This is a genomic window from Streptomyces sp. NPDC053069 (assembly GCF_044546895.1).
Lineage (GTDB): Bacteria > Actinomycetota > Actinomycetes > Streptomycetales > Streptomycetaceae > Streptomyces.
In genome coordinates this window covers 36,808-63,657 of the sequence record NZ_JBITZN010000001.1, presented here as the reverse complement: position 1 = coordinate 63,657, position 26,850 = coordinate 36,808, and the positions used below count along the sequence as shown (strand labels likewise).

25 protein-coding genes and 1 pseudogene are annotated in these 26,850 nt (G+C 72.0%); 7 read left to right on the top strand and 19 right to left on the bottom strand.

Annotated elements, in window-relative coordinates; genetic code table 11:
- Positions 1–148: 148 nt before the first annotated feature.
- The gene (locus tag ACIGXP_RS00300) at positions 149–601 is read left to right on the top strand and encodes an ATP-binding protein (protein ID WP_399762530.1); all 453 of its coding nucleotides are present in this window, start codon (positions 149–151) and stop codon (positions 599–601) included.
- A 49-nt stretch (positions 602–650) separates the two neighbouring features.
- Here the strand turns inward: ACIGXP_RS00300 and ACIGXP_RS00295 are convergent, their stop codons facing one another.
- Positions 651–1,538, bottom strand: a complete 888-nt coding sequence (locus ACIGXP_RS00295) for an RNA polymerase sigma factor SigF (RefSeq protein WP_363218474.1) — start codon at positions 1,536–1,538, stop codon at positions 651–653.
- A 254-nt stretch (positions 1,539–1,792) separates the two neighbouring features.
- Here ACIGXP_RS00295 and ACIGXP_RS00290 point away from each other — a divergent pair, with 254 nt between their 5' ends.
- Positions 1,793–2,209: a helix-turn-helix domain-containing protein gene (locus ACIGXP_RS00290; protein ID WP_399762528.1), complete on the top strand. Its 417-nt coding sequence runs from the start codon at positions 1,793–1,795 to the stop codon at positions 2,207–2,209.
- Positions 2,210–2,627: 418 nt separating this feature from the next.
- Here ACIGXP_RS00290 and ACIGXP_RS00285 read toward each other — a convergent pair whose 3' ends face one another.
- Complete coding sequence (locus ACIGXP_RS00285) at positions 2,628–3,827, bottom strand: epoxide hydrolase family protein (protein WP_399762526.1); 1,200 nt, start codon at positions 3,825–3,827, stop codon at positions 2,628–2,630.
- A gap of 121 nt (positions 3,828–3,948) precedes the next feature.
- Here ACIGXP_RS00285 and ACIGXP_RS00280 point away from each other — a divergent pair, with 121 nt between their 5' ends.
- On the top strand, positions 3,949–4,434 hold the full coding sequence (locus ACIGXP_RS00280) for a VOC family protein (RefSeq protein WP_363218456.1): 486 nt from the start codon (positions 3,949–3,951) through the stop codon (positions 4,432–4,434).
- A gap of 25 nt (positions 4,435–4,459) precedes the next feature.
- Here ACIGXP_RS00280 and ACIGXP_RS00275 read toward each other — a convergent pair whose 3' ends face one another.
- Genes ACIGXP_RS00275 through ACIGXP_RS00260 form a run of 4 tightly spaced genes read right to left on the bottom strand, consistent with a single transcriptional unit; the run spans position 4,460 to position 8,856 of the window.
- The gene (locus ACIGXP_RS00275; protein ID WP_399762523.1) at positions 4,460–5,368 is read right to left on the bottom strand and encodes an aminoglycoside phosphotransferase family protein; all 909 of its coding nucleotides are present in this window, start codon (positions 5,366–5,368) and stop codon (positions 4,460–4,462) included.
- A gap of 54 nt (positions 5,369–5,422) precedes the next feature.
- Entirely contained in the window at positions 5,423–6,301 is an 879-nt protein-coding gene (locus ACIGXP_RS00270) for a geranyl diphosphate 2-C-methyltransferase (protein WP_363218455.1), read from the bottom strand.
- 45 nt (positions 6,302–6,346) lie between these two features.
- On the bottom strand, positions 6,347–7,399 hold the full coding sequence (locus ACIGXP_RS00265; RefSeq protein WP_399762521.1) for a family 2 encapsulin nanocompartment cargo protein terpene cyclase: 1,053 nt from the start codon (positions 7,397–7,399) through the stop codon (positions 6,347–6,349).
- Positions 7,400–7,413: 14 nt separating this feature from the next.
- Positions 7,414–8,856 carry a family 2B encapsulin nanocompartment shell protein gene (locus ACIGXP_RS00260; protein ID WP_399762519.1) on the bottom strand — a complete coding sequence of 481 codons (1,443 nt, stop codon included), beginning with the start codon at positions 8,854–8,856 and terminating at the stop codon, positions 7,414–7,416.
- 405 nt (positions 8,857–9,261) lie between these two features.
- On the opposite strand from ACIGXP_RS00260, the gene ACIGXP_RS00255 reads away from it, so the two are divergent.
- Positions 9,262–10,056, top strand: coding sequence for a VOC family protein (locus ACIGXP_RS00255; protein WP_363218452.1), 795 nt, complete (start codon positions 9,262–9,264; stop codon positions 10,054–10,056).
- Between the two features lie 62 nt (positions 10,057–10,118).
- Positions 10,119–10,811 carry a ribonuclease H gene (locus tag ACIGXP_RS00250; RefSeq protein ID WP_399762516.1) on the top strand — a complete coding sequence of 231 codons (693 nt, stop codon included), beginning with the start codon at positions 10,119–10,121 and terminating at the stop codon, positions 10,809–10,811.
- Positions 10,812–10,860: 49 nt separating this feature from the next.
- Here the strand turns inward: ACIGXP_RS00250 and ACIGXP_RS00245 are convergent, their stop codons facing one another.
- The 3 genes from ACIGXP_RS00245 to ACIGXP_RS00235 all read right to left on the bottom strand — a co-directional run bounded on the left by ACIGXP_RS00245 (position 10,861) and on the right by ACIGXP_RS00235 (position 14,148).
- Positions 10,861–11,679 carry a tyrosinase family protein gene (locus ACIGXP_RS00245; protein ID WP_363218450.1) on the bottom strand — a complete coding sequence of 273 codons (819 nt, stop codon included), beginning with the start codon at positions 11,677–11,679 and terminating at the stop codon, positions 10,861–10,863.
- 36 nt (positions 11,680–11,715) lie between these two features.
- A complete protein-coding gene (locus ACIGXP_RS00240; RefSeq protein WP_399762514.1) occupies positions 11,716–12,102 on the bottom strand; it encodes a tyrosinase cofactor in 387 nt (128 codons plus the stop codon).
- Between the two features lie 327 nt (positions 12,103–12,429).
- A complete protein-coding gene (locus tag ACIGXP_RS00235) occupies positions 12,430–14,148 on the bottom strand; it encodes a cholesterol oxidase substrate-binding domain-containing protein (protein ID WP_399763487.1) in 1,719 nt (572 codons plus the stop codon).
- A 151-nt stretch (positions 14,149–14,299) separates the two neighbouring features.
- On the opposite strand from ACIGXP_RS00235, the gene ACIGXP_RS00230 reads away from it, so the two are divergent.
- Both ACIGXP_RS00230 and ACIGXP_RS00225 read left to right on the top strand, forming a co-directional pair.
- Positions 14,300–15,283: an aldo/keto reductase gene (locus ACIGXP_RS00230; RefSeq protein ID WP_399762512.1), complete on the top strand. Its 984-nt coding sequence runs from the start codon at positions 14,300–14,302 to the stop codon at positions 15,281–15,283.
- Positions 15,284–15,335: 52 nt separating this feature from the next.
- Positions 15,336–15,881 (top strand): DUF6328 family protein, encoded by a 546-nt coding sequence (locus tag ACIGXP_RS00225; protein ID WP_399762510.1) that lies wholly within the window; start codon positions 15,336–15,338, stop codon positions 15,879–15,881.
- Positions 15,882–15,918: 37 nt separating this feature from the next.
- Here ACIGXP_RS00225 and ACIGXP_RS00220 read toward each other — a convergent pair whose 3' ends face one another.
- The 10 genes and pseudogenes from ACIGXP_RS00220 to ACIGXP_RS00175 form a co-directional block, all read right to left on the bottom strand.
- Positions 15,919–16,344: an SsgA family sporulation/cell division regulator gene (locus ACIGXP_RS00220; protein ID WP_363219028.1), complete on the bottom strand. Its 426-nt coding sequence runs from the start codon at positions 16,342–16,344 to the stop codon at positions 15,919–15,921.
- 98 nt (positions 16,345–16,442) lie between these two features.
- Positions 16,443–17,115, bottom strand: a pseudogene (locus tag ACIGXP_RS00215) (hypothetical protein); the annotation flags it as partial.
- Positions 17,116–17,176: 61 nt separating this feature from the next.
- The gene (locus ACIGXP_RS00210) at positions 17,177–18,148 is read right to left on the bottom strand and encodes an LLM class F420-dependent oxidoreductase (protein WP_363219027.1); all 972 of its coding nucleotides are present in this window, start codon (positions 18,146–18,148) and stop codon (positions 17,177–17,179) included.
- Positions 18,149–18,198: 50 nt separating this feature from the next.
- Positions 18,199–19,767 (bottom strand): protein kinase, encoded by a 1,569-nt coding sequence (locus tag ACIGXP_RS00205; protein WP_399762507.1) that lies wholly within the window; start codon positions 19,765–19,767, stop codon positions 18,199–18,201.
- A 196-nt stretch (positions 19,768–19,963) separates the two neighbouring features.
- On the bottom strand, positions 19,964–20,932 hold the full coding sequence (locus ACIGXP_RS00200; protein ID WP_399762505.1) for a pyridoxal-phosphate dependent enzyme: 969 nt from the start codon (positions 20,930–20,932) through the stop codon (positions 19,964–19,966).
- Between the two features lie 103 nt (positions 20,933–21,035).
- Entirely contained in the window at positions 21,036–22,055 is a 1,020-nt protein-coding gene (locus ACIGXP_RS00195) for a polyprenyl synthetase family protein (RefSeq protein ID WP_399762503.1), read from the bottom strand.
- Entirely contained in the window at positions 22,052–23,092 is a 1,041-nt protein-coding gene (locus ACIGXP_RS00190) for a tetratricopeptide repeat protein (RefSeq protein ID WP_399762501.1), read from the bottom strand. Before ACIGXP_RS00190 ends, ACIGXP_RS00195 begins: the two co-directional genes overlap by 4 nt.
- A gap of 154 nt (positions 23,093–23,246) precedes the next feature.
- Positions 23,247–23,924: an AIM24 family protein gene (locus tag ACIGXP_RS00185; RefSeq protein ID WP_399762499.1), complete on the bottom strand. Its 678-nt coding sequence runs from the start codon at positions 23,922–23,924 to the stop codon at positions 23,247–23,249.
- Between the two features lie 56 nt (positions 23,925–23,980).
- The gene (locus ACIGXP_RS00180; RefSeq protein WP_399762497.1) at positions 23,981–25,327 is read right to left on the bottom strand and encodes a CAP domain-containing protein; all 1,347 of its coding nucleotides are present in this window, start codon (positions 25,325–25,327) and stop codon (positions 23,981–23,983) included.
- Positions 25,328–25,433: 106 nt separating this feature from the next.
- Positions 25,434–26,600: a serine hydrolase domain-containing protein gene (locus tag ACIGXP_RS00175; protein ID WP_399762496.1), complete on the bottom strand. Its 1,167-nt coding sequence runs from the start codon at positions 26,598–26,600 to the stop codon at positions 25,434–25,436.
- Between the last annotated feature and the right edge of the window lie 250 nt (positions 26,601–26,850).

The following is a 26,850-nucleotide window of genomic DNA, read 5'->3' as shown; positions in this document are numbered from 1 at the left end:
TCGGAGTGAGCAGGGGGAGTCTGCTGGGCGCGTGACCGTCGCCACTGTGCGCGGTGGGCGAACGCCCCGGGGGACTGCCGAGCCCGGCTCGGGGTACGAGGACAGGTGCAACAGTGACCGGCCGGACCGGGTTTTCGAGAGAGACGGCATGACCAAGCATCTGGGCGGGACAGTGATACCGACTGGTTTCGACGTACCCGTGGAACCGCTACGGCGCGCGGCGCATTACACCGGCGAACCCGGATGCATCGCCGAGGCGCGCGTCTTCGCGGCCCAGTTCCTGGAGCAGTTGCGAACCGAGTGGTGCGCCACCCTTGACCGGCGCGCCGACGGCGAGCTGCTGCTGGTCGTGAGCGAACTGGTCACCAACGCCGACCAGCACAGCAATGGCCCGTTCATCCTGGAACTGGAGGGCACGGACAGCGCCGTCACCGTGTGCGTGTACGACAGCAGCACCGCCCTGCCCCGCCGCTACCCCAAGAACCCCGAACGCGTGGGGCGCCACGGTCTGGAGATCGTGTGCGCCCTGGCCTCGGAGGTCACCGCGGAGCGCGTTCCGGTCGGCAAGCGGGTGCGGGCCCGCTTCGAACTGCAGCGCTGAGGCGGCGGACGCACCGCCGCCTCAGGGGCGTGCCGCACTCGCAGCCGGCTCAGGCGCAGCCCAGCTCGCCGAGCATCCCCGCGCGCAGCCGGGTGATGATCCGCTTGATCAGCCGGGACACGTGCATCTGGGAGCAGCCGAGTCGTTCCCCGATCTCCGCCTGGGTGGCCTCCTCGACGAACCGCATATGGATGATCTGCCGGTCCCGCTCGCTGAGTTGTGCCATCAGCGGGGCGAGCGCGTGGTAGTCCTCGACGAGCCGCAGCCCCTCCTCCTCGACGCCGATGAAGTCCGCGAGCACCGCCTCGCCGTCCTCGGGGCCGTCGCCGGTGAGCGCGGCGTCCAGGGACGCGGAGTTGTACCCGTTGGAGGCGAGCTGGGCCTCGACCACCTCGTCCTCGGAGATGTTCATCAGTGTCGCCAGCTCGCTCACCGTCGGATCCCGGTCGAGCCGGCTGGACAGCTCCTCGCGCGCCTTGGCCAGCTCCACCCGGGCCTCCTGGAGCCGGCGCGGCACATGCACGGCCCAGGTGGTGTCCCGGAAGAAACGCTTGATCTCGCCCACGATGTACGGCAGCGCGAAGGACGTGAACTCCACCTCGCGTGCCAGCTCGAACCGGTCGATGGCCTTGATCAGGCCGATCATGCCGGTCTGGACGATGTCCTCCATGTCGTCGCCGCGGCCCCGGAACCGTCCGGCTGCGAAGCGGACCAGCGACATGTTCATCTCGATGAGCGTGTTGCGCGCGTACTGGTACTCGTGCGTGCCCTCCTCCAGCTCGGTCAGCCGGCGGAAGAACTGGCGGGACAGCTCCCGCGCGTCACGGGGCGCGACGGACGCCGGGTCCGCGATGCCAGGCAGTGACCCCTCGCCCGTCCTGTCCTGCTCGGTCCTCATGGTGACCTCTGCTTCCGACCGGATCCCGGCGGTGTTCATTACCTCTCCCACGAAAGTCACGGTTCTCCGTCTGCCTCGGCGGCTACTTTGCCCGTTTCTTACCGTTTGTTCTGGATACCCGGAGCGCTCTGTTTTCATGCGCGCCGGTGGTGCCGCTCACGGGGCGGGTACCCCCGGTCACGTCTCGCATGCACACGGAGTTGCTCAGTGGCGGGAAACCGGCCTCTCGGATTTCCCTCAGGGCGCAATGCCGGGCCCTTGTCCGATGGCCCACCGCCCCTACGCTGACGTGGGTGACCAACCAGGTGAGCAACGAAGCCCGAGTGATCCCCCTGCGACCGGCGCCCGCCCGTCCGGCGGAAGGCGAGCCCGCGCCCACGCGTCATGCAGAGAGCACACAGAGCACAGAGACCAAGGAGCCGTTGTGGCGCGATCTGGTCGGTGAGGTGCTGCGCCGCGAGCGGCGGGCGCAGGACCGCACCCTCAAGGACGTGGCCGACGCGGCCAGGATTTCGCTGCCCTATCTCTCCGAGATCGAGCGCGGGCGCAAGGAGGCGTCCTCGGAGGTCCTCGCCGCCGCAGCGCACGCACTCGGCCTGGGCCTCGCCGACCTGCTGTCCCTGGCCCACGCCGACCTGACCCGCCGCACGACCCCGCACCCCCGCCCCTCCACCGCCCGCCCCTACAACACCCTCTGCCTGGCAGCCTGAGCCGCCCCGGCGTTACGGCAGGCTCCGTCTCTGGTGGCCCGAGCGGTGCGCGGTGGCGAGGGGCTCCCCGGCCGCCCGAGGGCGTATCGACGCTGCGGTGGTCCTGCGCCCGTGTACGGCAACCGGGTGACGGCAACGGAGCGACCGTCTCAGCGGACCCGGTCCCGGCCGTGGGGGCGGTGCACCGCAGCCGAGCGGCCTCCCTGGCCGGCCGGGTCCCGCGACGGGCCGTGCCCGGGCCGTCCGCCTTCGGCCCGGCCACTCGCCCCGCGACCCCGCGCCCTCCCGATCACCTGGTCCGACCCGCCGGGGCACTTACCCGGCGGCCCTGGGATCACCTGGCCCGACCCGCCAGGGCGGATCACCGGCGGCCCGGCGACCACCCGAGATGCCCCGGCCGCGCCACCCGGCGGGCGTGTCACTTCTCGCGGAGCCGGCGGAAGAAGGCCCGGATGTCGGGAATCAGGAGGTCCGGCTCCTCCATCGCTGCGAAGTGGCCGCCGCGGTCGAACTCGGTCCAGCGGACGAGGTTCTCGGTGCGCTCCGCCTTGTGCCGCAGTGGAATCTGGGGGTCGGCCGGGAACACGGCCAGCGCGGTCGGCGCGGTCGACGGCGCGGCCGGTCGGGCGGCCCGGGCGCCGGTGACGTGGGCCCGCTCGTAGTAGATGCGGGCGGACGAACCCGCCGTACCGGTCAGCCAGTACAGCATCACATTGGTCAGCAGCCGGTCCCGGTCCACCGCATCCTCCGGCAGGTCCTCGCAGTCCGCCCACTCCCGGAACTTCTCGACGATCCAGGCGAGTTGGCCGACGGGTGAGTCCGTCAGGGCGTAGCCGAGGGTGTGCGGACGGGTGGACTGCAGGGCGGCGTACCCTGCGCCGTCGCGGAACCATGCGTCCCACCGGCGCCAGGACAGCAGCGTCCGCTCCCGCTCCTCGGGGCCGAGCGCGGCGAGCTCCTCCTCGGTCGGCTCGCTGAGCGCCTGCGCGCCCGGCAGCAGATTGAGGTGGACACCGATCACCCGGTCCGGATGGACGCGGCCCAGCTCGCGCGAGATACCCGCGCCCCAGTCGCCGCCCTGCAGCCCGAACCGCTCGTAGCCGAGCCGCCGCATCAGCTCCGCCCAGGCGTCGGCCACCCGGCGCGCCTCCCAGCCCTGCTCGGTGGTGGGCCCGGACAGCCCGAAGCCGGGGATGCTCGGCACCACGACGTGGAAGGCGTCGGCCGCGTCCCCGCCGTGCGCCACGGGGTCGGTCAGCGGGCCGACCACATCCAGGAACTCCACGATCGAGCCCGGCCAGCCATGGGTGAGCAGCAGAGGTGTGGCGTCCGGCTCCGGGGAGCGGACGTGCGCGAAGTGGACCGTGGCGCCGTCGATGGTGGTGGTGAACTGCGGCCACCGGTTCAGCTCGGCCTCGGCGGCGCGCCAGTCGTACTCGTGCCGCCAGTACCGGACCAGCTCCCGCAGATAGCCGGCCGGGACTCCGTACTCCCAGCCGGCTCCGCGCAGTTCGGCCGGCCAGCGGGTGCGGTCGAGTCGGTCGTACAGGTCGTCGAGGTCACTCTGTGGGACGGACAGCCGGAAGGGTTCGATGCGTTCGGCAGGTGTGGAGGGCATGATCGGGATGCTAGGCGGGGACCCCGTTCACCCGCACGGAGTAATCGGCGCTCCCGCCGATGAGTTTCGCCGCGAGGACCGGTCCACACCGAAGACCGCGTTCCCCGCCCAGGAGGTACTCATGACCACCGACGGATTCGTCACGTGTCTGTGGTTCGACGGCCAGGCCGAGGAGGCCGCCGAGTTCTACGTCTCGGTCTTCAAGAACTCGTCGAGCATCGGCCGCATCGGCCGCCACACCGAGGCCGGTCCCGGCCCGGCAGGCTCCGTGCTGGTGGTCGAGTTCACGGCCAACGGCCAGAAGTTCATCGCGCTCAACGGCGGCCCCCAGTTCACCTTCAACGAGGCCATCTCCTTCCAGATCCTCTGCTCCGACCAGAGCGAGATCGACTACTACTGGACCAGGCTCACCGAGAACGGCGGCGAGGGCGGCCCCTGCGGCTGGCTCAAGGACAAGTACGGCGTTTCCTGGCAGGTCGTCTACGACCGGATGCCCGACCTGCTCGGCGACCCCGACCAGGAGAAGGCGGCCCGCACCATGAAGGCCATGATGAGCATGGGCAAGCTGGACGTCGCCGCGCTGGAGAAGGCGTACGCGGGGGAGTAGTGGACCTCCGGGGGCTCCCCGGCCGTCACCCCGCCTCGGCGAGGATCTCCGTGATCACATGCCGGGAGTTCTCCGCCAGGACGGGGTTGGTGTCCCAGTAGTACGGCAGCTGGATCAGCGAGATCGACAGCGCCCAGCCCCGCCCGCGCGCCCATTCCGCGTCGTCGGCGCCGACGGCCTCGCGGAAGGTGTCCCGGACGGAGGCGGGCAGGAGGTTCCAGGCCACGATCAGATCCACGGCCGGGTCGCCCGTTCCCGCGCAGCCGAAGTCGATGACCGCGCTGAGCCGGCCCTCGTCGACCAGCACGTTCCCGGGGGAGAGATCTCCATGGGCCCACACCGGCGGCCCGGTGTGGGCCGGCACCTGCAGGGACTGCTCCCACAGGGCCGTGACCGCGCCGCCGTCGACCCGTCCGCCCAGCTCGGCGATGGCTGCCCGGGTGGGCTCGTCCCGGTCCCGCAAGGGGCCGCCCCGGTATCCGGGCGGCCCGTCCTGCGGCGCGATCCGGCGCAGCGCGCGCACGAACGCGCCGAGGTCCTCGGCGAGCCGCTCCGGCTCGCAGACGGCGCCGGCCACCGGATTGCATCCCTGGAGCCAGCGGTAGACGGACCAGGGCCACGGATAGCCCTCGTCCGGTTCGCCGGCACCCACCGGTTCGGGCACGGCGACCGGCAGCAGCGGCCCGAGCCGGGGCAGCCAGCGCTGCTCGTGCGTCAGATCCGGTACGGCGCCGGGCCGCCGGGGCAGCCGTACCAGCAGGTCGCTGCCGAGGCGGAACATGGCGTTCTCGGTCCCGGAGGACGCCAGCCGCCGTACGGGCAGCGCGGCCCAGTGCGGGAACCGGCGGGCGATCAGCCGCCTGACCAGCGGGGCGTCGAGGTCGGCCTCGTCCGCGTGCATCTTCGGTGGAGTCCGGCTGTCATGGGCAGTCATCGCGGCCCATGACAGCGTCTCGAAGCCCTCGCTGTCCACACGGTTTTCTCGGGCTCAGACCCGGTCGGCCGCGATCAGCAGGTACTGGAAGCTGCCGTTGCGGTAGGCGTCGAGGAACGTGTCCTCGATGCCCGTGACCAGATGGTCGGCCTGCTTGCGCAGTTCCCAGTAGGGCATCGTGGCCTCGGTCAGGTCCTGGACGTGCACCGGTACCAGCCGGTTGCGGGCCATCGCCCTGAAGTACTCCGAGCGCGGGTGGATGTCGCAGATGTAGTGCGCGTTGATCAGGGACACCTCGCGCGAGGCCCGCCCGTAGGTGTCGTTGTAGCAGCCGGTGATCACCACATAGCGTCCGCCGCGGCGCAGCAGCCGGGCGTGCTCGGCGAACAGCAGGTCCAGCTCGACGTACATGGTGGACTCGTTGTTCCACGACGCCGCGTACGCTCCCGACGGGAAGCCGGTGTCGAGCATGTTGCGGTGGTGGTAGCGCACCTTGTCGTCGATGCCCCGGGCGCGGGCCTGCTCGTTCGCGAACTCGGCCTGCTTGGCGGAGATCGTGACGCCGTCGGCGTGGCAGCCGTAGCGCAGGTGCGCCACGACGCTTCCGCCGCCCCGGCCGCAGCCGGCGTCGAAGACCCGGTCGGCTGGGGCCAGCGGCCCGAGGTGGGCGGCGAGCAGTTCGGCCTGGGCGTGTTCCAGGCGGTGCAGTTCCGCGGTGACGCGTGCCCGGCGCCGCTCCGGATCGGGTTCGTCGAGCACCGAGCGGTCGGCCTCTCCGATGCCGTAGTGGTGGTGGTACAGGTCGTCGATCTTGCCGAGTTCGAGGTTGACCGGGTTCTCCTCGGCGTTCCAGTAGTCCGCGACCCGGCTCTGGTAGATGGACTGGGCCGGGACCGGAGCGGGCGTGGTCCGGGTGGCGGGGGCAGTGGTCAACGAGGACTCCTCTGAGCGCATGTGACGGTGTTTCACAAGTGGCGGTTACCAGTAGTCGGGCAGGTGGTAGCGGTGGGTGTTGGTGGCGTGCCACTCGTGGTTGCCCGACACCCAGGCGGCGAGCCCCCGGGCGTAGCGCTCCACCAGCGGCGAGGTGGCGGACAGCAGGGCCGCCTCCTCCTCGAAGGCCTCCATGATCCGGTTGTGGATCTCGACGGACTTCAGATAGGCGGCCTTCAGACCGCGCCGCTCGTTGGCGGCGACGACCTGCGGCAGGTTCAGGTGCGTGGGGTCGCTGGCCAGCTCCTTGGTGAAGGAGTACAGGTCGTTGACGATCGTGGTGGCGTTGGCGGCCAGGGCGGTGATCCGCTGGATCTCGGGGCGGGCGTAGACCTGCTCGGGCAGCTCGTAGCCGTCCACGGCGTCGACGAGTGACAGACACGGGCGGAAGTTGTTGAACTGCCGCATCACCAGGTACTCCCAGACCCGCGGCACGTACTTCGTCTCCATCCAGGCGGCCTCGCCCAGATAACCCAGGTGCAGCCGGGCGATGTCGTGCACGAACCGGTCGGTCTGGCTGGGCGTGGCGAAGGTGGCGTAGTCCGCGAGCGCGAAGTGGTACGAGCGCAGCGGGCCGTCGGCCTGGATGCCGTGGCGCCACTCCTCCTCCAGCTCCGGGACACCGTGGAAGGGGTCGAGCGCCGACTGGGCGATGATCAGCGGGCCGGCCAGACCGCGCCGCGAGCCGCCCCTGCCCTCGTCCTCCTCGCAGTAGCACGAGTCGACGATGTTCTCGGCGAGCAGCAGTTTCCCGGCGGCGGTGAGCCGGTCCAGGTCGAGGCCGCCCGGGTGCTGGAGTACGACGGCCCGGCCGAACTGGAAGCCGGAGAAGTCCCCGTTCCAGGCCGTGGGAAACAGGTCCAGCTCCCGGGCCCAGGTCTCCAGCCGGCGGTCGATCTCGGCCGCCTTCTCCGGGTCGGCGGGGACGGCCGGCTGGTAGTGCAGTCCGGGGATCGCGCCGGTGCGGCGGGGCCTGCGCAGGCTCTGGGCGATGTTGGGCGGCCCGGGCAGCGTGTAGGAGGGGGCGGGTGTGCTCATGGAGTGCTCGGACGTCATTCGGGGAACCGGCCGATCTGGACGTTCTCCAGGATCCCGGCCGCGTCGGGCACGAGGATCGCCAGGGAGTAGTAGGCGGTCACGAGGTAGTTGACGATCGCGGCCGAGTCGATGCCCATGAACCGGACGTTCAGTCCCGGCTGGTACTCCTCCGGGATGCCGGTCGGGTACAGCCCGATCACACCCTGGTCGGCTTCGCCGGTGCGCAGCGCGATGATGCTCGTGGTGTGGTCGTCGCTGATCGGGATCTTGCTGCACGGGAAGATCGGCACCCCCCGCCACGCCGGCACCTCATGGCCGTCGACGCTTGCGGTGCCCGGCACCAGTCCGCGCCGGTTGCACTGCCGGAAGAACGCCGCGATCGCCTTGGGATGGGCCAGGAACACCTTGGTCTTGCGCCGCATCGACAGCAGCTCGTCCAGGTCGTCGGGCACCGGCGGGCCGGTGAAGGTGCTGATCCGCTGGCCGTAGTCGACGTTGTGCAGCAGCCCGAACTCCCGGTTGTTGACCAGCTCCCACTCCTGGCGCTCGCGGATCTCCTCGACCGTCAGCCGCAGCTGCTGCGCGGTCTGGTCCATGGGGTGGTTATAGAGATCGGCGACCCGGGTGTGCACCCGCAGCACGGTCTGGGTGAGGGACAACTCGTACTCGCGCGGGGCGAGTTCGTAGTCCACGAAGCCACCGGGCAGCGTGGGCTCGCCGACATGGCCGGCCTGCACCGGCACCTCGGCCTCGCCCTTGCGGTTCATGGGCCGGTTCTGCCGCTCGACGTATGCCTGGAGGTGCGCGGCGAGCGAGGGCACCCGCTCGGTGAACTCCTGCACGACGGCCCAGGGCAGCGCGAGCACCACGCCCGCGGTCTCGGCCCGCACCGAGGCCAGCCACAGCGGGTCGGACTGGCCGACGGCCTCGTCGCCCATCTGGTCGCCGTCGGTGACGACCCCGGTGATCTCCTCGTCGCCGTACTTGCCGGCGGTGTAGCGGGTGAACCGGCCGTGCACGACCAGGTAGGCCTCCGTCACCGGCTGGCCGGCCTCGAACAGCACCTGCCCGGCGCGCACCTCACGGGGCTGGAAGCGGCCGGCGATCTCCCGCAGCACGTCGATGTCGGGGTAGCCGCGCAGGATCGGCAGCTCGGTCAGGGTCTCCGGGATGACCCGGATGTCGTCGGCGCCGTTCTGCTCGAAGTGCACCCGGCCGCGCCCCGTGCGCAGCGTCAGTCGGCGGTTGACCCGGTAGGTGCCCCCCTTGACGTCCACCCACGGCAGCGTCTTCAGCAGCCATCGCGAGGTGATGGCCTGCATCTGCGGTTCGGACTTGGTGGTCGTGGTGAGCTGACGGGCAGCCCGGGTGCTCAGACTGGTGAGCTGCCCGTCGGCCCCGGGATCGGGAGCGGGTTCGTCGACGGCGGGACCGGTGGCGCTGTCCGGTGTGGTCACATTGCCTCCAGCAGAGCGATGAACAGGGGTGACGGGATCGAGCGGTGGTGTGCCAGGTGGTGGTGTGCACGGACAGCCAAACAGGCCGCATGATCGCTGGGAAAGGCGCGAAAAGGGGCTCTTTCATCACCTGGTGGTGCAAACCTGTCGATGGTGGCTGCAAGGGGGGCGCGTGGGTGGATGCGCGCCGGGCTTTCGCCCCCGCGCCCGTGGTGCGCACCTCCCGCCGGCCCGGTGCAGGGTGGGTCACCCTCCGTGACGAGCGGCACCGGACGGCCTCGGCGGCCCGGCGATCCCCTCGTCCGGCGCGCGGCCCGAGGACCGGATGGCTAGCGTGAGCTTCGGGACACACCGACTGCAGCGGGGGACCAGCCGTACGCGACACAGACCAGGAGGGCCGCGAGCATGGCCGTGCAACCCGAGGGAACGCCCTGTTGGGCCGATGCGATGTTCAGCGACGTCGAGGGAGCCAAGCGGTTCTACGCCGACGTCCTCGGCTGGACCTTCGGCGAGTCGTCGTCGGAGTACGGGAACTACACGCAGGCCTACGCGGACGGCAAGGCGGTGGCCGCCGTCGTCCCGCCCATGCCCGGCCAGGAAGGTCAGTCGCAGTGGTGCCTGTACTTCGCCTCGCCGGACGCCGCCGCCACCGCGGAGAAGATCCGCGAGAACGGCGGCGAGGTGCTGATGGAGCCGATGCAGGTCGGCGACTTCGGCACGATGTGCCTGGCCCGCGAGCCCAGCGGAGCCGTGTTCGGCGTCTGGCAGGGCGGCACCCACGAGGGCTTCGAGGCGACCGCGGTCCCGGGCGCCTACTGCTGGGCCGAGGTCTTCACCCGTGAGCCGGAGAAGGCCGACACCTTCTTCTCCGGTGTCTTCCCGTACCGGATGAAGCAGATCGACGACCACGCCGTCGACTTCCGGATGTTCGACGTGGGCGAGAACACGGTCCTCGGCCGGATGCGGATGACCGACGACTTCCCGCCCGAGGTGCCGTCGTACATCAACGTCTACTTCACCGTCGACGACTGCGACGAGGCCGTGGCCCGCGCCACCAAGCTCGGCGGTGTCCTCCGCTTCGGGCCGATGGGCAGCCCCTTCGGCCGGTTCGCGGCCCTCGGTGATCCGCAGGGTGCGAACTTCTCCGTGATCGACATCACGACCAGGGAAGGGGAGATGCCGACCGTCACGGACGTCTGACCTGCGCCCCCGGCCAGGCGGCCCGCGGCACGACGCGGCACGGTCACCCGCGTGACCATGGCATGATCGGGCATATGCGTGAACGTGTGGTGGCCGCGTGCGACGGGGCTTCGAAGGGAAACCCGGGACCGGCCGGATGGGCGTGGGTGATCTCCGACGACGAGCGGACCGCCGTCCGCTGGGAGGCCGGCCCGCTCGGCCGGGCCACCAACAACGTCGCCGAACTCACCGCCCTGGAGCGGCTGCTCACGGCCGTCGCGCCGGACGTGCCGCTGGAGATCCGGATGGACTCCCAGTACGCGATGAAGGCGGTCACCACCTGGCTGCCCGGCTGGAAGCGCAACGGCTGGAAGACCGCGGCCGGCAAGCCCGTCGCCAACCAGGATCTCGTCGTCCGCATCGACGCGCTGCTCGACGGCCGGTCGGTCGACTTCCGTTATGTCCCGGCCCACCAGGTCGACGGCGACCCGCTGAACGACTTCGCCGACCGTGCCGCCAGCCAGGCCGCCACCGTCCAGGAGGCGGCCGGCAGCGCGCTCGGCTCGCCCGAGCCGCCGCCGTCGCCCGACACCCCGAAGGCGGCCGCCCCGCGCAAGAAGGCGCCCCGCCGCGCCGGCGGCGGAGCGTCCTCCCGCACGATCAAGGCGAAGTTCCCCGGCCGCTGCCTGTGCGGCCGCTCCTACGCGGCCGGCGAGTCCATCGCCAAGAACGCGCAGGGCTGGGGCCACCCGGAGTGCCGGACCGCCGAGGCCTGATCAGCCCGCCTCGGCCGTCTCGGTCGCCGTCGGCCGTCGTCAGCTGTCGTCAGCTGTCGAAGGTGTAGAACTTCGTGTGGTCCAGCAGATCCGCCGGGCGCACGTCGTTCCACGGCTTCATCGTCTCGTTCAGGTCCACGACGTCCGGCGTGCCGCCGGCCGGCACGTAGGCCGCGCCCGGATGCCGCCGCTGCCACTCCGCCCACAGCTTGTCGACGAAGGCGTGGTGCAGCCAGAACACCGGATCGTTGGGGGAGACCCCGGTGGCCATCTGGCCGCCGACCCAGACGTGGACCCGGTTGTGCAGATTGACCCCGCGCCACCCCTCCAGGTGGTTGCGGAACCCGTCCGAGGCGCTGTTGTACGGCGCCATGTCGTACGTCGGTATGGACAGCACCGACTCCACCTCCGCGCGCGTCGGCAGCTCGCGTACGGCGGTGCCGAGCGAGCGGCGCAGGAACGTACGGCCGTCGACGCGTATGTTCAGCGGCCACTTGCCGGAGTCGGCGAACGGGCCGTCCATCACCCGGCCGTCGCTGCTGCGCCCGGTGCCGCCGAGGAAGTCCGGCGCCCACAGCGCGGCCCGTACCGTGCGGTCGGTGCTCCAGTCCCAGTAGGGCAGCGCGACCGAGGGGTCCACCGACTGCAGCGCTTGTTCGAAGTCGAGCAGGAATCTGCGGTGCCAGGGCAGGAAGGACGGCGAGCGGTGGCCGGTCCGCTCACTGGTGTCGGTGTCCGACATGATGAAGGCGTTGTGCGTGCGGACGAACTCGTCGTAGCGTCCGTTGCGCTTGAGTTCGAGGACGGCGCCTACGAACCGGCGCTTCTCGTCGGCGGTCAGGGTGGCCTGGTTCTTGCGTACGGTCATGGTGCGCGGTGCTCCGGAAGTCCTTGGCGGTGGCGGTCAGTTGGCGGGGAACGGCAGCAGCGGGGCGCCCTGCAGCTCGTCGACCGCGGCGCGGGCGGCGGCGCGCGGGGTGGGCACCGGGTCGTAGTGGCTGACGACGCTGATCCAGCTGCCGTCGGCGTTGCGCATCACATGCAGTTGCACGCCGTCGATCAACACCTCGTAGCCGCCGCCGTGTTCGTGGTGGTGGCCGCCGGAGCCCGTCGTCATCGGCCGGCCCTGTATCCGGCGGCCCTTGTAGACCTCGCTGAAGGTGTCCGGCATCGGCATGGAGTGGTCGTGTCCGGCGGCCGAGGCCGTGGGCGCCGCGAGGGCGGTGACGGTGGCCGTCGCGGCGAGGGCGGCCGTCGCGGCGAGCGCGCGGCGCCGGGTGAGGTCGGGCATGCGGGTCCTCCTGGAGTGTTCCGGTGGTGACCACGCATGCCTATCGGGGGCTCGGTGACGGGAAGAAATCGCCCGGAACCGGTTGGCTGCGATTCGGACAATTACCCACATGTCGTACAGGGTTGAACAAAGATGATCTTGTCGTGTACGGGTCGGGATCCGCTCCGGAACGGGGAATTCCTTGCCGCGACGACCGCGTTCACGCTGTTACTTGCCGTCCGCCGTCCGCCCGAGTGGCCCGGCTCACCACGTCAGACTGACGCGATCGGACACCCGGGCGGCCCGCTGTCCCGCACACCGCCCGCAGGAGCGGTGCAGAAGGCGCGGTCAGCGCAGGAGCCGGTCCAGGAAGGCGTTCCCGAACACCCGGTGCGGGTCGAGGCGGTCGAGGTTCGCGACCGCCTCCGCCCACTCCTGTGGCCCGAAGGTGCCGGACACGGCCGTGCCCAGCACCCCGGCGTCGCTCCAGGCGGCGTCCGCCGTGTACGCCCAGCCCTTGGACCACTCCACGCGGGCGAGCGCGGCCCCGCCGTCGTACGTCGTCAGCAGGAACCGCTCCAGCTCGCGCAGGAACGCCTCCCCGTACGGCGTGCCCGGCAGGGTGAGCACGTCCAGCCACACCGCGGTGTCCCACTCGGGGTGGTCCGGGCGCGGGCGCAGCGCGGACAGCAGCGGGGCCTGCGCGCCGGACACGCCGGAGTCGGCCGGGTCGTCGAGACCGGTCACCCGGATCTCCACCGAGCCGTTGACCGGGAAACGCCCCTGTGCCGCGTACGCCGCCAGTCGCTCCCTGTAGACACGCGTGAACTCGTGCACCACGCGCTGGACTCCGGCCCGGCCGGTGAGCACCGCGTACCCGTTCGCGGTCACCCGCAGCGTGGTCGGCCGGAGGTACAGCAGCGTGTTCTTCGACGGGCCCCACAGGTCGGCGGAGTCCGTGGCCGCAAGCCCCAGGGAGGCCACGGTGAGCTGCGCGGCGCCCAGCTCCGGCGCCAGGTACCAGGCGGCGCCCGCCACCAGCCGCCCCACCATATCGGCCACGGGCGTCGGCAGGCTGTCGGAGAACGGGTAGTTGTACGGCGCGGTGACGTGCCGTGAGCCGGCCGGCCGCACCGGCGCGACACTCCACTCCTTGAGCCACGGGAACTCGGTGAAGGCGAACCAGATCGCCTCGACACGGCCCGAGCGCCGCAGAAAGCTCTCCAGGGTCCGGCCGGCGGAGCCGGGCGCCGCGAACAGCTCGCGGGCCGGGACGTCAGTGCGGCTGACACAGCGCAGCGGGGTGTCCGGACCGACCCGCAGCACCACCTCGGTCACCAGGGCCCGGCCGAGATGCGTGAGCAGCGCGGCACAGTCCGCCTCGTCCCGGCGGAACGTGCGCAGTACGTACGCCCCGCGGTCCGCGTCCCACACCACGGCCGTCAGCTCCAGCACCCGGTTGCTGAGCGAGCCGTACGTGCTCCCCGGCAGCGGGCTTTCGCCGTCGGCCGGTACGGCGGTGCCGTGCGCGTCGATCGCCAGGGCACCGCCCAGCGTCAGGTCGCCCGGCGCCGGTGTGGCGGTGAGGCCCAGCCCGTGCCCCTCCAGGAAGGCGAGGAGGGCCTCCAGGGTGACTCCGGCGCCGGCGCGGACTGCCGAGTCCGGCTCCAGCACCAGTCCGGTCAGATGCGGGGCCGTGTCGACCAGCAGGACCCGGGAGCCGGCCGGTGTCCCCTCGGTGATCGTGAGTGGGGACCAGCCGTGCGCACAGCCCCGCGCCCGCACCCGCCAGCCGCTGCGCCAGGCCCAGTTGACGACGTCCCGCACCTGCTCCGGCCCGGCCGGTGCACAGGCCCACAACCCGTCGGCGGTGATCTCGCCCACCCAGTTGCGGTACGCCGAGCGGTACAGCGCCACCGGCGCCGGAAACCCGGGGAGTTCGGCAGCGGCCACCGCCGGGTCGGCCGCGATCAGCACCGGTACGGCGGCCAGCGCGGCGGCGCTGCGCAGCAGACCGCGCCGGCTGAGCGGGCCCGAACCACCGTCGGGGTAAGGATGGTTGTCCATCGAACGATCGATCACACGGCCACGCTAGGTTCCACTGTGGGGTTCTCGGCGTGACGCCGGCCCATCTCACCCAAGTGGGTGATGGAGACACGGCCTGCCCGCCGGAGAGGACCGTTCCGCCTGCTCCCGCGCCGGATGACAGACTGGCGCCATGGACGAACGCGCAATCCGCAGGTCGGGGCAGTGGGCATCGGTGGTCGGTCTCGGCACATGGCAGCTGGGCGCCGACTGGGGCGACGTGGACGACAAGCAGGCCCTGTCCGTCCTGGAGGCGGCGGCCGAGGCCGGGGTCACCTTCTTCGACACGGCCGACGTGTACGGCGACGGACGCAGCGAGGAGACCATCGCCTCCTTCCTGCGCGGCCGGCCCGACCTGCATGTGCTGGTGGCCACCAAGATGGGCCGCCGGGTCGAACAGATCCCCGAGAACTACGTCCTGGACAATTTCCGCGCCTGGAACGACCGCTCGCGCCGCAACCTCGGCGTCGACCGCATCGACCTGGTCCAGCTGCACTGCCCGCCGACGCCCGTCTACTCCTCCGACGCGGTGTTCGACGCCCTGGACACCCTGGTCGAAGAGGAGCGCATCGCGGCCTACGGGGTGAGCGTGGAGACCTGCGCCGAGGCGCTCACCGCCATCAGGCGGCCGCATGTGGCCAGTGTGCAGATCATCCTCAACCCCTTCCGCATGAAGCCCCTGTACGAGGTGCTGCCCGCGGCCCGCGAGGCCGGCGTCGGCATCATCGCGCGGGTGCCGCTCGCCTCCGGCCTGCTGTCCGGCAAGTACACCAAGGACACGGTGTTCGCGGCCAACGACCACCGCACCTTCAACCGGCACGGCGAGCAGTTCGACCAGGGCGAGACCTTCTCCGGCGTCGACTACGACACCGGCGTCGACGCCGCCGCCGAGTTCGCCGCGCTGGCCCCCGAGGGGTACACCCCGGCCCAGCTGGCCCTGCGCTGGATCATCGAGCAGGACGGCGTGACCACGGTGATCCCCGGCGCCCGCAACCCGGGGCAGGCCCGCGCCAACGCGGCCGCCGCCAAGCTGCCCCCGCTGCCCGAGGAGACGTTCACCGCGATCCGTGACCTGTACGAGCGGCGGATCAAGGACCAGGTCGAACACCGCTGGTAGTCGTCGGGGCACGCGTCGTTTGAACGAACGGCCGAGCGGTTACCCGCACCGCATGACTCAGGAAGGACGGCGCAGAGGGCGGAACGAGACCGAGGAGGAGCGGGCCGACCGGATGTGGGTCGAACTCATCCAGGAGGTCCGGGTCGCCCAGACGGGCGTGCAGATCCTGTTCGGCTTCCTGCTGACCGTCGTCTTCCAGCCGAAGTACGCCACGCTGCCCCACGCCGACCAGGTCATCTACATCGTGACCGTCGTCCTCGGCGCCTGCGCGACCGGCGCCCTCATCGGACCGGTGTCCCTGCACCGCCTGGTGTCCGGCCGCCGCGTGAAACCGCAGGCGGTACGGCTGGCGTCCCGGATGACGTTCGTCGGCCTGGTCATGCTCCTGGTGACGATGGCGTCCTCGCTGCTGCTGATCCTGCGCGTGGCCACCCACGACGGCTATGTGCCGTATCTGGTGACGGCCGTGGTCGTCTGGTACCTGGTCTGCTGGTACGGCCTGCCGCTGTGGGCCCGCCACCGGCACACGGCCCGTTCGTCCGACGGCGCCGCGCGCGGGCGGCCGGACGGCGGCGCGCCCGGCCGGGGCCCGGCATAGCACCGGCGGCCGGACCCGCGGGCCTGACCACGGCCGCTCAGCCCGCGGAGAGGATCTCGGCCACCAGCTCGTCGACCGGGACGCGTTCCCGGCCCGGCGGGACGATCCGGTGGGTCTCCCGCAGGAACGCGGCGACCGCGGGCGCCCAGGCGAACACCACCGCGCGGTGCCGACTGCCGTCCGGCCGGACGTCCCCGAGGAACTCCATGCGCAGTTCGTGCCACGCACCGGTCGCGGCCGGCCGCAGCCGCACGTCCCCGGCGCCGACCGGCCGGACCAGACCGTCGCAGAGCATCTCCCGGTCCAGCCGCCAGCAGGCCAGTACCCGGCCGTCGTGGCCGAAGACGGCGGTGACCGCGAACGGGTCGTCGGTGTCGTAACTGAGATGGGCCAGCACGGGACACCGGCTGGTGCCTTCCGCGCGCAGCTGCACCACCAGCGTCGTGTGCACGAACGAGTTCATGCGAGGGCCTCCGGCAACAATCGGCGTAGAGCCCTCTAGTACCCCGGTGCCGCCCGGGATGCTCACCCGTGTGACTGATTCCGCGGATTCCCGCCGGACTGGACGCGCAGTTCGTGGTCGGCCTCGACGGCCTCGGCGGCCAGCGACTTCATGGTGTCGTAAGCCTCGGTGGCCCACTCGCCGGTGTCCTCGCCGTCCTCCAGCTCGTCGATCAGCGACAGATGCCGCTCGGCCTCCTCGCGCAGCTCGGCCGGACATACCCGATCCGGTCGGCGGCCCGGCTCCCGGTCGCGACGGCCTTCTTCAGGTCGTCGGTGCGTACGACGTCACGCGCCGGCTCCGCCTGCAGCTCGGGATCCTCCCGCAGCCGGTCCAGCAGGGCGGCGCGGGCCGCACGGGCGGTCGAGGGGTCGGCGAGTATCGCCGCGCGCAGCGCGGTCGGGTTCTCGGCGACCTCCAGCGCCCTGGTCGGGCGGATGCCCTCGGCCTCGGCTGCCTCGGCGATCGCGGTGCCGCGCTCGGAGTTCGCGCTGGTGCGGAGACGTAGCAGCTCAGCCACACGTCCGCGTCCGGCAGGTCTGCCTCCTGGCCCGGCTGGAGGGCCTCGAAGGGCGGGACCAGCCCGTCGTCGGCGGCCCGGTCCCAGGCCTTGTAGTAGCGCATGACCCGCTCCGGGCGCACGCTGCGGGCCACCATCAGCGCGGCCGCGGCGGACGTCTCGGACGCGTCGACGACCAGGGTCACGGATGACTCTCCTGCGAGGATGCTCAAGGGACCGTACCCGGGAGCGGGCGCGGACAGGAGAGCCTGTGGGGGCCCGTCGGGCCGGTGGTCAGCCGAAGGCCTCCCGCAGCGCGGGCAGCAGGGTCTTCGCCGACCAGTCCAGGAACTCCGGCTGCGTGTCGCCGCCGATCTGCACGAGCGCGATCTCCCCGAACCCGGCCTCGGCGTAGGGCCGTACGGCCTCCACGAAGGCGTCCGGGTCGTCGCCGCACGGGATCGAGGAGGCGACGTCGTCCTCGTCCACGAACTGGGTCGCTGCCTCGAAGGAGTCGGGGTGCGGCAGTTCGGCGTTCACCTTCCAACCGAGCCCGAACCAGCGGAACTGGGAGTGGGCGCGCTTGACCGCCGTGTCCCGGTCGGGGTCGTAGCACACGGGCAACTGCCCGACCCGGGGCTTGCCGCTGCCGCCGTGCCGGTCGAAGGCCTCCAGCAGCCCCTGCTTCGGTTCGGTCGCGATGACCAGGTCGGCGAGGTGCCCGGCGAGCTTGCAGGACTGCTCGCCGGAGACGGCGATGCCGATCGGCGGCGGTGGGTCCGGCAGATCCCACAGCCGGGCCGACTCGACGTCGTAGTGCGGTCCGTGGTGGGTGACGTGGCCGCCCTCGAACAGCGCGCGGATGATCCCCACGGCCTCCTCGAGCATCTCGTGGCGCACGTCCACCGGGGGCCAGCCACCGCCCACCACATGTTCGTTGAGGTTCTCGCCCGCGCCCAGCCCGAGCCGGAACCTGCCCTCGGACAGCAGCTGCACCGTGGCCGCCTTCTGCGCCACGATCGCCGGGTGGTAGCGCAGGATCGGGCAGGTCACATAGGTCATCAGCGGAATCCGTGAGGTGGCCTGGGCGGCGGCGCCCAGCACGCTCCACGCGTACGAGGAGTGGCCCTGCGAGCGCAGCCACGGAAAGTAGTGGTCGGAGATCACAGAGAAGTCGAACCCGGTCTCCTCGGCTCGGACCACGTGGTCCACCAGGTCCCGTGGGCCGGCCTGCTCGGTCATCATCGTGTATCCGATTTGCACCATAAGAGGTGTGTCCCCGGGTCGGCGGCCCGAAAACGGACCACCGGCGTCGGTCAGCCCGCCGGCGTACGGAACGTCTGCAGGAACGTCTTCAGCGCCAGCCGGTTGGTGGTGTCGTCCCAGGTCGCGGCCGGGGTGGTGAAGCGCAGCGAGAAGCCGTCGCCGCCGCCCGTCAGAATGCCGCGCCCGAAGGTGTGCACGCGCGCGTCCCCCGTACCGGCCAGCCACTCCAGGTCGGCGGCCTTGTGGCCCTGGTAGGTGACGGCCCGGACGGCGCCGACGCGGTGGTAGCCGGGCAGCTGCCGCAGATCCGGTTCGACGTCGTCCCGCCAGACGGCGACCGGGTCGGGACCCACGCGCTCGCTGTGGGTGACGGCCAGCGTGGGGGAGGCGCCGTCCGGGCCGAAGGTGATGCGGTAGGCGCCGGTGGCGCGCTTGGTGGCCAGCCGTGTCCAGCCGTCGGGCAGGGCCACCGAGAAGCCCTCCGGGGCGGTGTAGGGGTGGTAACCGGCCGGGGAGGCGGACGGGGCGCCCGGAGTGCGGCCCGCCGAGGGCGTCGCGGTGCCGCCGCCGGTGTGCCCGCCGGTGGGGGTGGCCGCGGCAGAGGGGCGGTGCGCGGTCTGCGTCGTACCGGTGCCCGGGAGCTGGTGGGCCGCGGCGAGGACGGCGGCGGTGACGGTGAGCGCGGCCAGCGCGGTACCGGCCGCCAGGGCGCGTCGGCCGTGCTCCCGCCCGGCGAGGCGCACACCCGCGTACGCGCCGCGCAGCCGGGGCCGGGGGGCCGGCTGCCGGTCGGCGTCGGTGTCCTCGTCGAGGGTACGGACCAGGGCCTCGCGGACCACCGGCCGGGTCAGCCGCTCCCGCGAGTTCTTCCGCAGCAGCCCCTGCACGGCCTGGGTGAGCGGGCCCGCGCGCAGGGGAGTGCGCAGCGGCAGCCGGTCCACGGCCTTCAGGGTGGCGTCGGGCCGGCCGCGGTCCCGGAACGGCGGCCGGCCCTCCACCATCGTGTACAGCAGCGCCCCCAGCGCCCACAGGTCGGCGGCCGGCCCGATGCGCTCGTCGCGGGCCTGTTCCGGCGAGGCGTACGACGGTGCCGTCAGCCGCGGCACCAGCGTGGCGCCCGCCAGCCCGAACCCGGTGACGACGACGGGGCCGCTGTCCCGTACGAAGACCTGGCCGGGGCTCAGCTCGCCGTGGGTGATCCCCTCGTCGTGCGCGGCCTGGAGCACATCGAGCAGCTCCAGACCGATCCGGGCCGCCCGCACCGTGTGGAACGCGCCCTCGCGGTCCAGGAGTTCGGTGAGCGGCGTGCCGTCGATCCACTCGGTGACGGTCCACAGCGCGCCGGCCTCCACCACGGCGTCGACCACGGAAGCGACCTGGCCGGGGCACAGCAGCCGCATGGTCTCGGAGGTACGGACGACACGCGCCGTGATCCGGCGCACGCTGTCGTCGGCGGAGGCCTCCGGCAGGGCGGTCTGGGCCACCAGCCGGGGCTGCTCCGCCGCCACGTCCTCGGCGTACCACCACAGGCGGTTCGTCTCCCGGGTGAAGACCTCCAGGAGCCGGTAGCGTCCGGCGACCAACTCGTGTGCGGAGACGTGCGCCTTGACCATGGTCATCCCTCGCTGGAACCCCTGTTGTGTGTCTCACAGAGGTACGCGGGACGCGCCGGGATGCGTTCAAAGAATCCGTGACCAGGCCGCGTTCCTGCCTTTTATTCAACTCTTCGAAAGGGCTTGCGAGTTTGCGATGGTCGTCCGCCGTGGTCGTTCGACCTGCGGGTAACCGACGGTAAATGTCCGGTGCGGCCCGGCCTCACAGCAGTCCGAACCGCTCCGCCCGGTCGGTGAGTTCGCGCGGTGTCGTGTTGCCGCCGCACACCACGAGTCCGATCCGGGCGCCGTCGCCGACCCGTGCCGCCACCTCGCGGGCCGCAGGCAGCAGACAGCCCGCGGCCGGCTCGGCCCACACCTTGGCGTGGTCGGCGAAGTCCAGCGAGCCCTGCACGGCGTCCCGGTCGGAGACCACCAGAACCTCGTGGACGAGCGCGGACACATGGTCGTAGGTCAGCTGCGAGACGGCGGGCGCGCTGAGCGTGGTGACCAGGGAGGACAGGGGCACCGGCACCGGTCCGCCCGCCTTCAGCGCGGCGGACATGGCCTCGGCGCCCTCGGTCTCCACGCCCCACACCCGCACCCCGGGGCGTCGGGCGGCGAGCGCGGCCGCGATCCCGGCGATCAGTCCGCCGCCGCCGATGCTGACCACGACGTCCGTCGGTCCGCCGGCGTCCTCGGCGTCTTCGGCCAGCTCCAGCCCGACCGTGCCCTGCCCGGCGATCACCACCGGGTCGTCGAACGGGTGGACCAGGGTCAGCCCCTCGTCCCGCAGCCGCGTCACCAGCTCGAAGGCGCTGTCCATGCCGTCGGTCAGCCGCACCGAGGCCCCCGCCTCCTGCACGATCCCGACGGAGCGCGCGGGCGCGGTACGGGGCATCACCACGGTCGCCTTCATGTCGAGGGCCGCGGCCATCACCGCGAGGGCGACTCCGTGATTGCCGCCGCTGACCGCGACCACACCCGCCGCCCGCTCGTCCTCGCTCAGCGAGAGCAGCTTCGCCGTCGCCCCGCGTGCCTTGAACGAACCGGTGCGCTGGAGCAGTTCGAGCTTGGCGGTGACCGGGACGCCGAGCAGCGCGGTCAGGCCCGGGCTCGGTACGGTCGGTGTCCGCACGACATGCCCGGCGATCCGCTGCGCCGCGGCTTCGATCTCCGTGATGCCGATCAAGGTGCTTCACCCTTCCTGCGCGGGGACGGGGCCGCGCCCCTCGCACCCTGACCCGCGGCGACCGCCGAGGTCAACACGGTTTCAGTCCGTGATCACCGGGGCCTCACAGCTCGCGGTCCGCCAGGAAGTCCAGCAGCCGGAACAGCTCACCGGCGGCCTCGGCCGCCAGTGGCACGCCCGTCAGCAGCGCCCGCGCCGCGTCCGTGTGCGCACGGGCCCCGGCCAGCGCCGCCGTACGGCCGCCCGCCGCCTCGATCAGCGCGGCGGCCTCCGCGGTCCGCCCCGGGGCGTCGAGCAGCTCGGGGAGTCCCTCGGCCGCGGGGGAGCCGAGCGCGGCCAGCACCGGATACGTCTTCTTGCGCTCGCGCAGATCGCCGCCCACGGGCTTGCCCGTGACGGCCGGATCGCCCCAGATGCCGAGCACGTCGTCGACCAGCTGGAAGGCGACGCCGAGATGCCGTCCGGCCCGCTCCAGCGCGGCCACCGTGGTCTCGGGTGCCCCGCCGAGCGCCGCGCCCAGCGCGGCGGCGCAGCCCAGCAGCGCACCGGTCTTGCCCTCCGCCATGGTCCGGTACTCCTCGGGCGTCACCCGCTCCGGGCCGGTGCAGGGCCGTGCGGCGAACAGCAGGTCGTCGGCCTGCCCGCGCACCAGGTCGGCGAGTGCTCCGGAGAGCAGCCGTACCGCCCCCGCCCCCTGCGGAGCGGCGGCGAGGGTCTCCACCGCCAGTGCGAACAGGGCGTCCCCGGCGAGCACCGCGGGACCGGTGCCGTACGCCTTCCACACGGCGGGGCGGCGGCGCCGGGTCGCGTCGCCGTCCATGATGTCGTCGTGCAGCAGCGAGAAGGCGTGCACCAGCTCCACCGCGACCGCGGCCGGGATGCCGGCCCGTCCGTCGGCGCCCGCCGCCTCGGCGCCGAGCACCGCCAGCGCCTGCCGCACCCCCTTGCCGCCCGGCGCGGCGGCGGGCGCCCCGCCGACCTCGCACCAGCCGAAGGAGTACGCGGCCATCTCGGCCACCCAGGGATGCAGCCGCCCCACCGCCTCCCGCAGTGCCGGCTGCACCAGGTTCCGGCAGCGGGCGAGGACTTCGGCAGCGGAGGGCGGAGCCTGAACGGCGCTCACCGGGCGACCTCCGCCTGGACACCGAACTCCTCCTGGGCCCGGGCCACCATCTCCCGGGCGTGCTTCAGCCCGCTGCGCTCCAACGTCCGTGCCAGATCGGCGAGTTCGGCGGCCGTCTCGGCGCGGTCGCGGCCCAGCTGCGCCAGCGACTTGGCCAGCCCCAGCCGGGCCAGCGCGGCCCCGCGCGGCTCACTCATCGCCCGGAACTCCTCCAGCGCCAGCTCGTACAGCTCCCGCGCCTCGGCGTAACGTTCCGCCCGGTACAGGACGTTGCCGCGCATCTTGTGGTTGTAGGCGAGCGCGCTGGACAGGTTCATCGCCCGGCAGCCCGCCTCCGCCTGCGACAACAGCTCCAGCGCCCGGTCGGTGTCCTTGTCGCGCACCGAGAGGATGTCGGCGAGTCCGCGCAGCGCCCAGGCGTGCCCGCGCCGGTCCTCCGCCCGCTCGGCTATCTCCGCCGCCTCCTCGAACAGCGCGTACGCCCGGTCGTAGTCGCCGGTGTTGCGGTGCATCTGCGCGATGCCCTCCAGCGCCCACACCGTGTGCCGGGCCTCACCGCGCCTGCGGGCCTCGGCCAGCAGTTGCTCGTGCAGCCGGCCGACCGCCTCGTAGTCGCCCTGGATGCGGCCGGTCTCGGCGAGACCGGCCAGCGAGTACCCCCGGCAGACGATGTCGCCGCCCCGCTCCCCGAGTTCGGCCGCGAGTCCGAGCAGCCGCCAGGCCAGCGGGAAGGCTCCGCGCTGCCGGGCGAGGGTGCCGCCGCTCCACAGCGCCCACGCCATCGCGGCCGTGTCGTCGGCCTCCCGGGCGGCGCGGTAACTCGCCTTCCAGGCCCGGTCCGCGTCCTCCACGTGACCGAGTCGCCGGTGCGCCTCGGCGACGGCGAGCCCGCAGCGGGCCGCCTCGGCCGGGCGCCCCGACCGCTCGGCCTCGCGCAGCTTCTCGGTGCCCTCAGCCAGCACATCGACCAGCGAGGAGTTCACGGACAGGGTGGTCAGTGCGCCCTGGTACTCCGGGGCGAAAGCCTTGCCGTACATGCGTACCTTTCTATACACGCAGTGTATACATCACGTGCATAGTGAGTCGGAAATGCGCCCCGGCCGAAGGACCGGGGCGGTTCGGTCTGTTGCCGATCAAGACGCAGGCACGGCGCAGGGGGTTGCCCGTGCGACCGGGTCACCCTGTGAAGTTTCAGTGTTGCTGGGTCTTCTGCGGGGTCAGCTCACTCGGACGCACCACGACGAAGCCCTCGCCCTGGAGCATCAGCTGCACGGCCTCGCCGGAACCGCCGCGCAGCATGGAGCCGATGGACTGGGAGCGGTGCAGCGAGGTCTGCAGATGCGCGGTCCAGCCGACCACCGCGTCCGTGTCGACGTACACCGGGGACTGCGCGGAGACCGGGATCACCAGCGGATTGCCCTCGCAGACCAGGCCGAGCCGGCCCTGCCCGCTGAACACGCTGTTGAACAGACCGCCGCCGGCGATGCCCGACCCCTTGACCGTCTTGATCTCGTACGCCAGCGAGGCGTCGAAACACAGCACGTTGCGGCCGTTGACCGTGAACTGGTCGCCGGCCTCCACCTCGACGATGAAACAGTTCTGCGCCTCGTGCGCGAACCAGGCCTCGCCCTGCCCGCGCACCGCCATGAGGGGCAGCCCCTCGCCGGTGACCGCACGCTTCAGCATGCCGCCGACGCCCTGCCCCTTCCGCTCGAACTTCAGGTCCCCGCGATAGGCGACCATCGCGCCCTGGCGGGCGTACATCTCGCCGCTCACCGCGTACTTGATGCACTTGGCGTTCTGGACGGACATGCCCGGCTCCACGGCCGGCTGCACCATGTGCTCACTGGAAAAGAGATCACCCTTCATGCGGGGCATGGTGTCCCGGAGGATGCCATTCCGCCAAGATCGCGGAATGTGTCCGGTCAGCCACCGAACAGCTGGGCCCAGTAGGTACCGGCCCGGCCGCCGCCCGCGAAGCCGACGCCGATGTGGCCGAACTCCCGCTTGAGGATGTTGGCGCGATGACCGGGGCTGTTCACCCAGCCGTCCACGACCTCGGCGGGGGAGCGCTGACCGCAGGCGATGTTCTCGCCGATCGTGTGCCTGCGGGACCCCGCGGCGCGGGCCCGGTCCCAGGGCTGGGAGCCGTCGGGGCAGGTGTGGTCGTAGAAGTCGCGGGCCACCATGTCCGCGCAGTGCGCCTGGGCGGCGGCCGTGAGCAGCGGGTCCACCGCCAGTGGGGGCAGGCCGGCCCGGCCGCGTGCGGCGTTGGTGAGCACGACGACCTCGGCGGCCGTGCCGGTCAGCGCCTCCGGGGTGAGCGGAGCGGCCCACAGTGCGGTCCAGTACCGGTCGCCGCCGTCGGCGTGCGCCAGGGCGGCGTGCCGGAAGGCCGGGTCGAGCAGGGTGCCCCGGGAACGCGCCGACTGCAGACAGTGGTCCACGAACCCGGCCGGGGTGCGCGGGCCGGAGACGAGGTGCTCGCCAACCGTGACGTACGCGTATCCGGCGGCGGTGATGCGCTGGTGCACCGAGACGCCGTCCCGCCCCTCGCCGCCGAGCCGCCCGGCGTCCGCCATGGCGCGGGCGTGCGACCGCGCGGCGGAGGCGAGGCGCGGATCGAGGGCGACGGCCGGGGAACCGGCCTGTGTGCGGGCCGAGTTGACCAGGCGGAGGAAGCCGTCCGCGGCGTCTTCCGCGAGCCGCGACGCGCGGGTGCCGGTCATGGCCGGCCGGGCGGGGTGGCTGCGCGCCCCGGGTACGGCCGGCGCCGTCTGCCCGCCGTCGTCCGTGACCTGCACCCCGAAGTCCCGTGCGAGCCCGGCCAGCCCGTCCGCGTAGCCCTGCCCGATCGCCCGCAGCTTCCAGCCCGTGCCCGGCCGCACATACAGCTCGGCGAGCAGCAGCACGGTCTCCGGACCGGGGGGCGGCGGCGCGAACCGGGCCACCGTACGCCCCGCGCCGTCCGTGACCTCCAGCCGGGGAGCGGGCAGCCGCCCGAGCGGCGTACCGGGTACGGCCGCGCTCACCACCACCGTCACCCGGCACGCACCGGAGCGCAGCCGGCCCGGATCGACGGCCAGGGCGTCACCGCCGAGCAGGACTCCGGGTGCCTGAGCCTGGTTGTAGAACACGAAGTCGGCGTCGGACCCGACTTTGCCGTCCGCCCCGGTGACGAGTGCGGACACGTCGAAGTCTCCGGCCACCCGCAGCCGCACCACACCACCGGGCAGCGCCAGATTGCCGCCGGGCACCAGCTCGCTCGTCACGCACAGGACAACGCCCCGCACTCCACAGAAGGTTCCAGCTGTGCGGGGGCGCGAGGAACTGCGCGACCGGACCGCAGGCGCCCGCAACCGGCAACGGTGGACGCCCCTACCCCTTGGCCGCCCCCTGACCACAGAACCCGGCTTCCAAGGCCCCCGCCAGCGCATCCGACACCTTCCCGTTGTTGGACGTGTTGGCGACAGCCGTAAGACTGCGCGAACCATCCTCCGAGGCGAAGGCATACGTGTAGTACCCCTGCACCACCCCCGTGTGCCCGTACACCGACACCCCGCACGACAGATCGCGACGGCGCAACCCCAGCCCGTACGCCGTCGTACCGTCGACCGGCGTGAACCGCTCCATCTCGCCGAGCCGCGCAGCGGACAGCAGCTCGCCCCCGAGCAGCGCACGGTAGAAGATGTCGAGATCCCGCGTGCTGGAGATGATCGCCCCCGCGCTCTGCGCCCACGACACGGTCTGGTCGGTGGCGTCGACCAACGGCTCACCGCCCTGGTCCGGGGTGAGGTACCCACGGGCGTACCGCCCCGGAATGACGGTCGAGGGATGGACGTAGAACGTGTCCCGCAGCTTCAGCGGCTTGAAGACGCGCTCCTCGTACTCGGTCCCCACGGAGTGCCCGGTGAGCTTCTCGATGAGCATGCCCGCCACGACGAAGTTGGTGTTGGAGTAGGAGTACGCGGTGCCGGGTTCGTTGGTGAGCGGCTTCCTCAAGGAGAGGTCGACCAGTTGGCGATGGGTGAAGACCTTGTTCCGCACCGCCTCGAAGCCGGACACGCTGTCGGCGAACAGGTCGTTGGTGTAGTCGTACAGGCCACTGCGGTGGCTCAGCACGTCGCGGACCGTGATCCGGTCGTCCGGCAGCAGCCCCGGCAGGTAGCGGTTGACCGGTGCGTCGAGCACCAGCCGGTCCTCGTCGGCGAGCTGCAGCAGGACGACGGCCGAGAAGGTCTTGGTGACGCTGCCGACCCGGAACCGGTCGTCGGCGGTCAGGGCCCGCCGGGTGCTCCGGTCGGCAACTCCGCGCGCCGCCGTGTACGTCCGGCCCGGTTCGTCGATCCTGGCCATCGCGCCCGGCGCGCCCTGGTCCACCGCGGAGCGCAGGGCCGCGGCGAGGCCCGCGGGGTCGGGAGCTGGGAGCGCCGCGGCTGCCGCCGGCGTGTCCGCCTCTGTCGTCGCGGCCCGCGCCGGGACCGCCAGGAGCGACAGTGCGACCGCCCCGAGGAGCACGCCCCGCCCCACCGTTGCTGAGACCATCCGGCACCCTCTTTCAGCGATACGAACCCGCACGGCGCGTGATGCGACTTCGGTCACATTCCGGCCCTGGAACCTAAGGGATGGGGACGACGTCTCCACAGCCGACACACAGTTGGTCAGCTCCTGATCACTCTGTGGCGCGCATTTGTAAAGGATTGCCCTAGAAGGTCGAGAAATCGATCATTCCGCCTTTACGTGCACATGACTGGTCAGCAAGGGTTGCGCCTCGGGGCCCGACCAGCCCCCGTGA

Bases quoted from the DNA above. Each gene is read 5' to 3' on its own strand.
- ACIGXP_RS00190 (WP_399762501.1), bottom strand. From the start codon at position 23,092: ATGTACGGCAAGGCTTTCGCCCCGGAGTACCAGGGCGCACTGACCACC.
- ACIGXP_RS00235 (WP_399763487.1), bottom strand. From the start codon at position 14,148: ATGGACAACCATCCTTACCCCGACGGTGGTTCGGGCCCGCTCAGCCGG.
- ACIGXP_RS00240 (WP_399762514.1), bottom strand. From the start codon at position 12,102: ATGCCCGACCTCACCCGGCGCCGCGCGCTCGCCGCGACGGCCGCCCTC.
- ACIGXP_RS00295 (WP_363218474.1), bottom strand. From the start codon at position 1,538: ATGAACACCGCCGGGATCCGGTCGGAAGCAGAGGTCACCATGAGGACC.
- ACIGXP_RS00275 (WP_399762523.1), bottom strand. From the start codon at position 5,368: ATGACTGCCCATGACAGCCGGACTCCACCGAAGATGCACGCGGACGAG.
- ACIGXP_RS00245 (WP_363218450.1), bottom strand. From the start codon at position 11,679: ATGACCGTACGCAAGAACCAGGCCACCCTGACCGCCGACGAGAAGCGC.
- ACIGXP_RS00280 (WP_363218456.1), top strand. From the start codon at position 3,949: ATGACCACCGACGGATTCGTCACGTGTCTGTGGTTCGACGGCCAGGCC.
- ACIGXP_RS00230 (WP_399762512.1), top strand. From the start codon at position 14,300: ATGGACGAACGCGCAATCCGCAGGTCGGGGCAGTGGGCATCGGTGGTC.
- ACIGXP_RS00205 (WP_399762507.1), bottom strand. From the start codon at position 19,767: ATGACCATGGTCAAGGCGCACGTCTCCGCACACGAGTTGGTCGCCGGA.
- ACIGXP_RS00265 (WP_399762521.1), bottom strand. From the start codon at position 7,399: ATGAGCACACCCGCCCCCTCCTACACGCTGCCCGGGCCGCCCAACATC.
- ACIGXP_RS00285 (WP_399762526.1), bottom strand. From the start codon at position 3,827: ATGCCCTCCACACCTGCCGAACGCATCGAACCCTTCCGGCTGTCCGTC.
- ACIGXP_RS00300 (WP_399762530.1), top strand. From the start codon at position 149: ATGACCAAGCATCTGGGCGGGACAGTGATACCGACTGGTTTCGACGTA.
- ACIGXP_RS00210 (WP_363219027.1), bottom strand. From the start codon at position 18,148: ATGGTGCAAATCGGATACACGATGATGACCGAGCAGGCCGGCCCACGG.
- ACIGXP_RS00185 (WP_399762499.1), bottom strand. From the start codon at position 23,924: ATGAAGGGTGATCTCTTTTCCAGTGAGCACATGGTGCAGCCGGCCGTG.
- ACIGXP_RS00175 (WP_399762496.1), bottom strand. From the start codon at position 26,600: ATGGTCTCAGCAACGGTGGGGCGGGGCGTGCTCCTCGGGGCGGTCGCA.
- ACIGXP_RS00220 (WP_363219028.1), bottom strand. From the start codon at position 16,344: ATGAACTCGTTCGTGCACACGACGCTGGTGGTGCAGCTGCGCGCGGAA.
- ACIGXP_RS00255 (WP_363218452.1), top strand. From the start codon at position 9,262: ATGGCCGTGCAACCCGAGGGAACGCCCTGTTGGGCCGATGCGATGTTC.
- ACIGXP_RS00225 (WP_399762510.1), top strand. From the start codon at position 15,336: ATGACTCAGGAAGGACGGCGCAGAGGGCGGAACGAGACCGAGGAGGAG.
- ACIGXP_RS00250 (WP_399762516.1), top strand. From the start codon at position 10,119: ATGATCGGGCATATGCGTGAACGTGTGGTGGCCGCGTGCGACGGGGCT.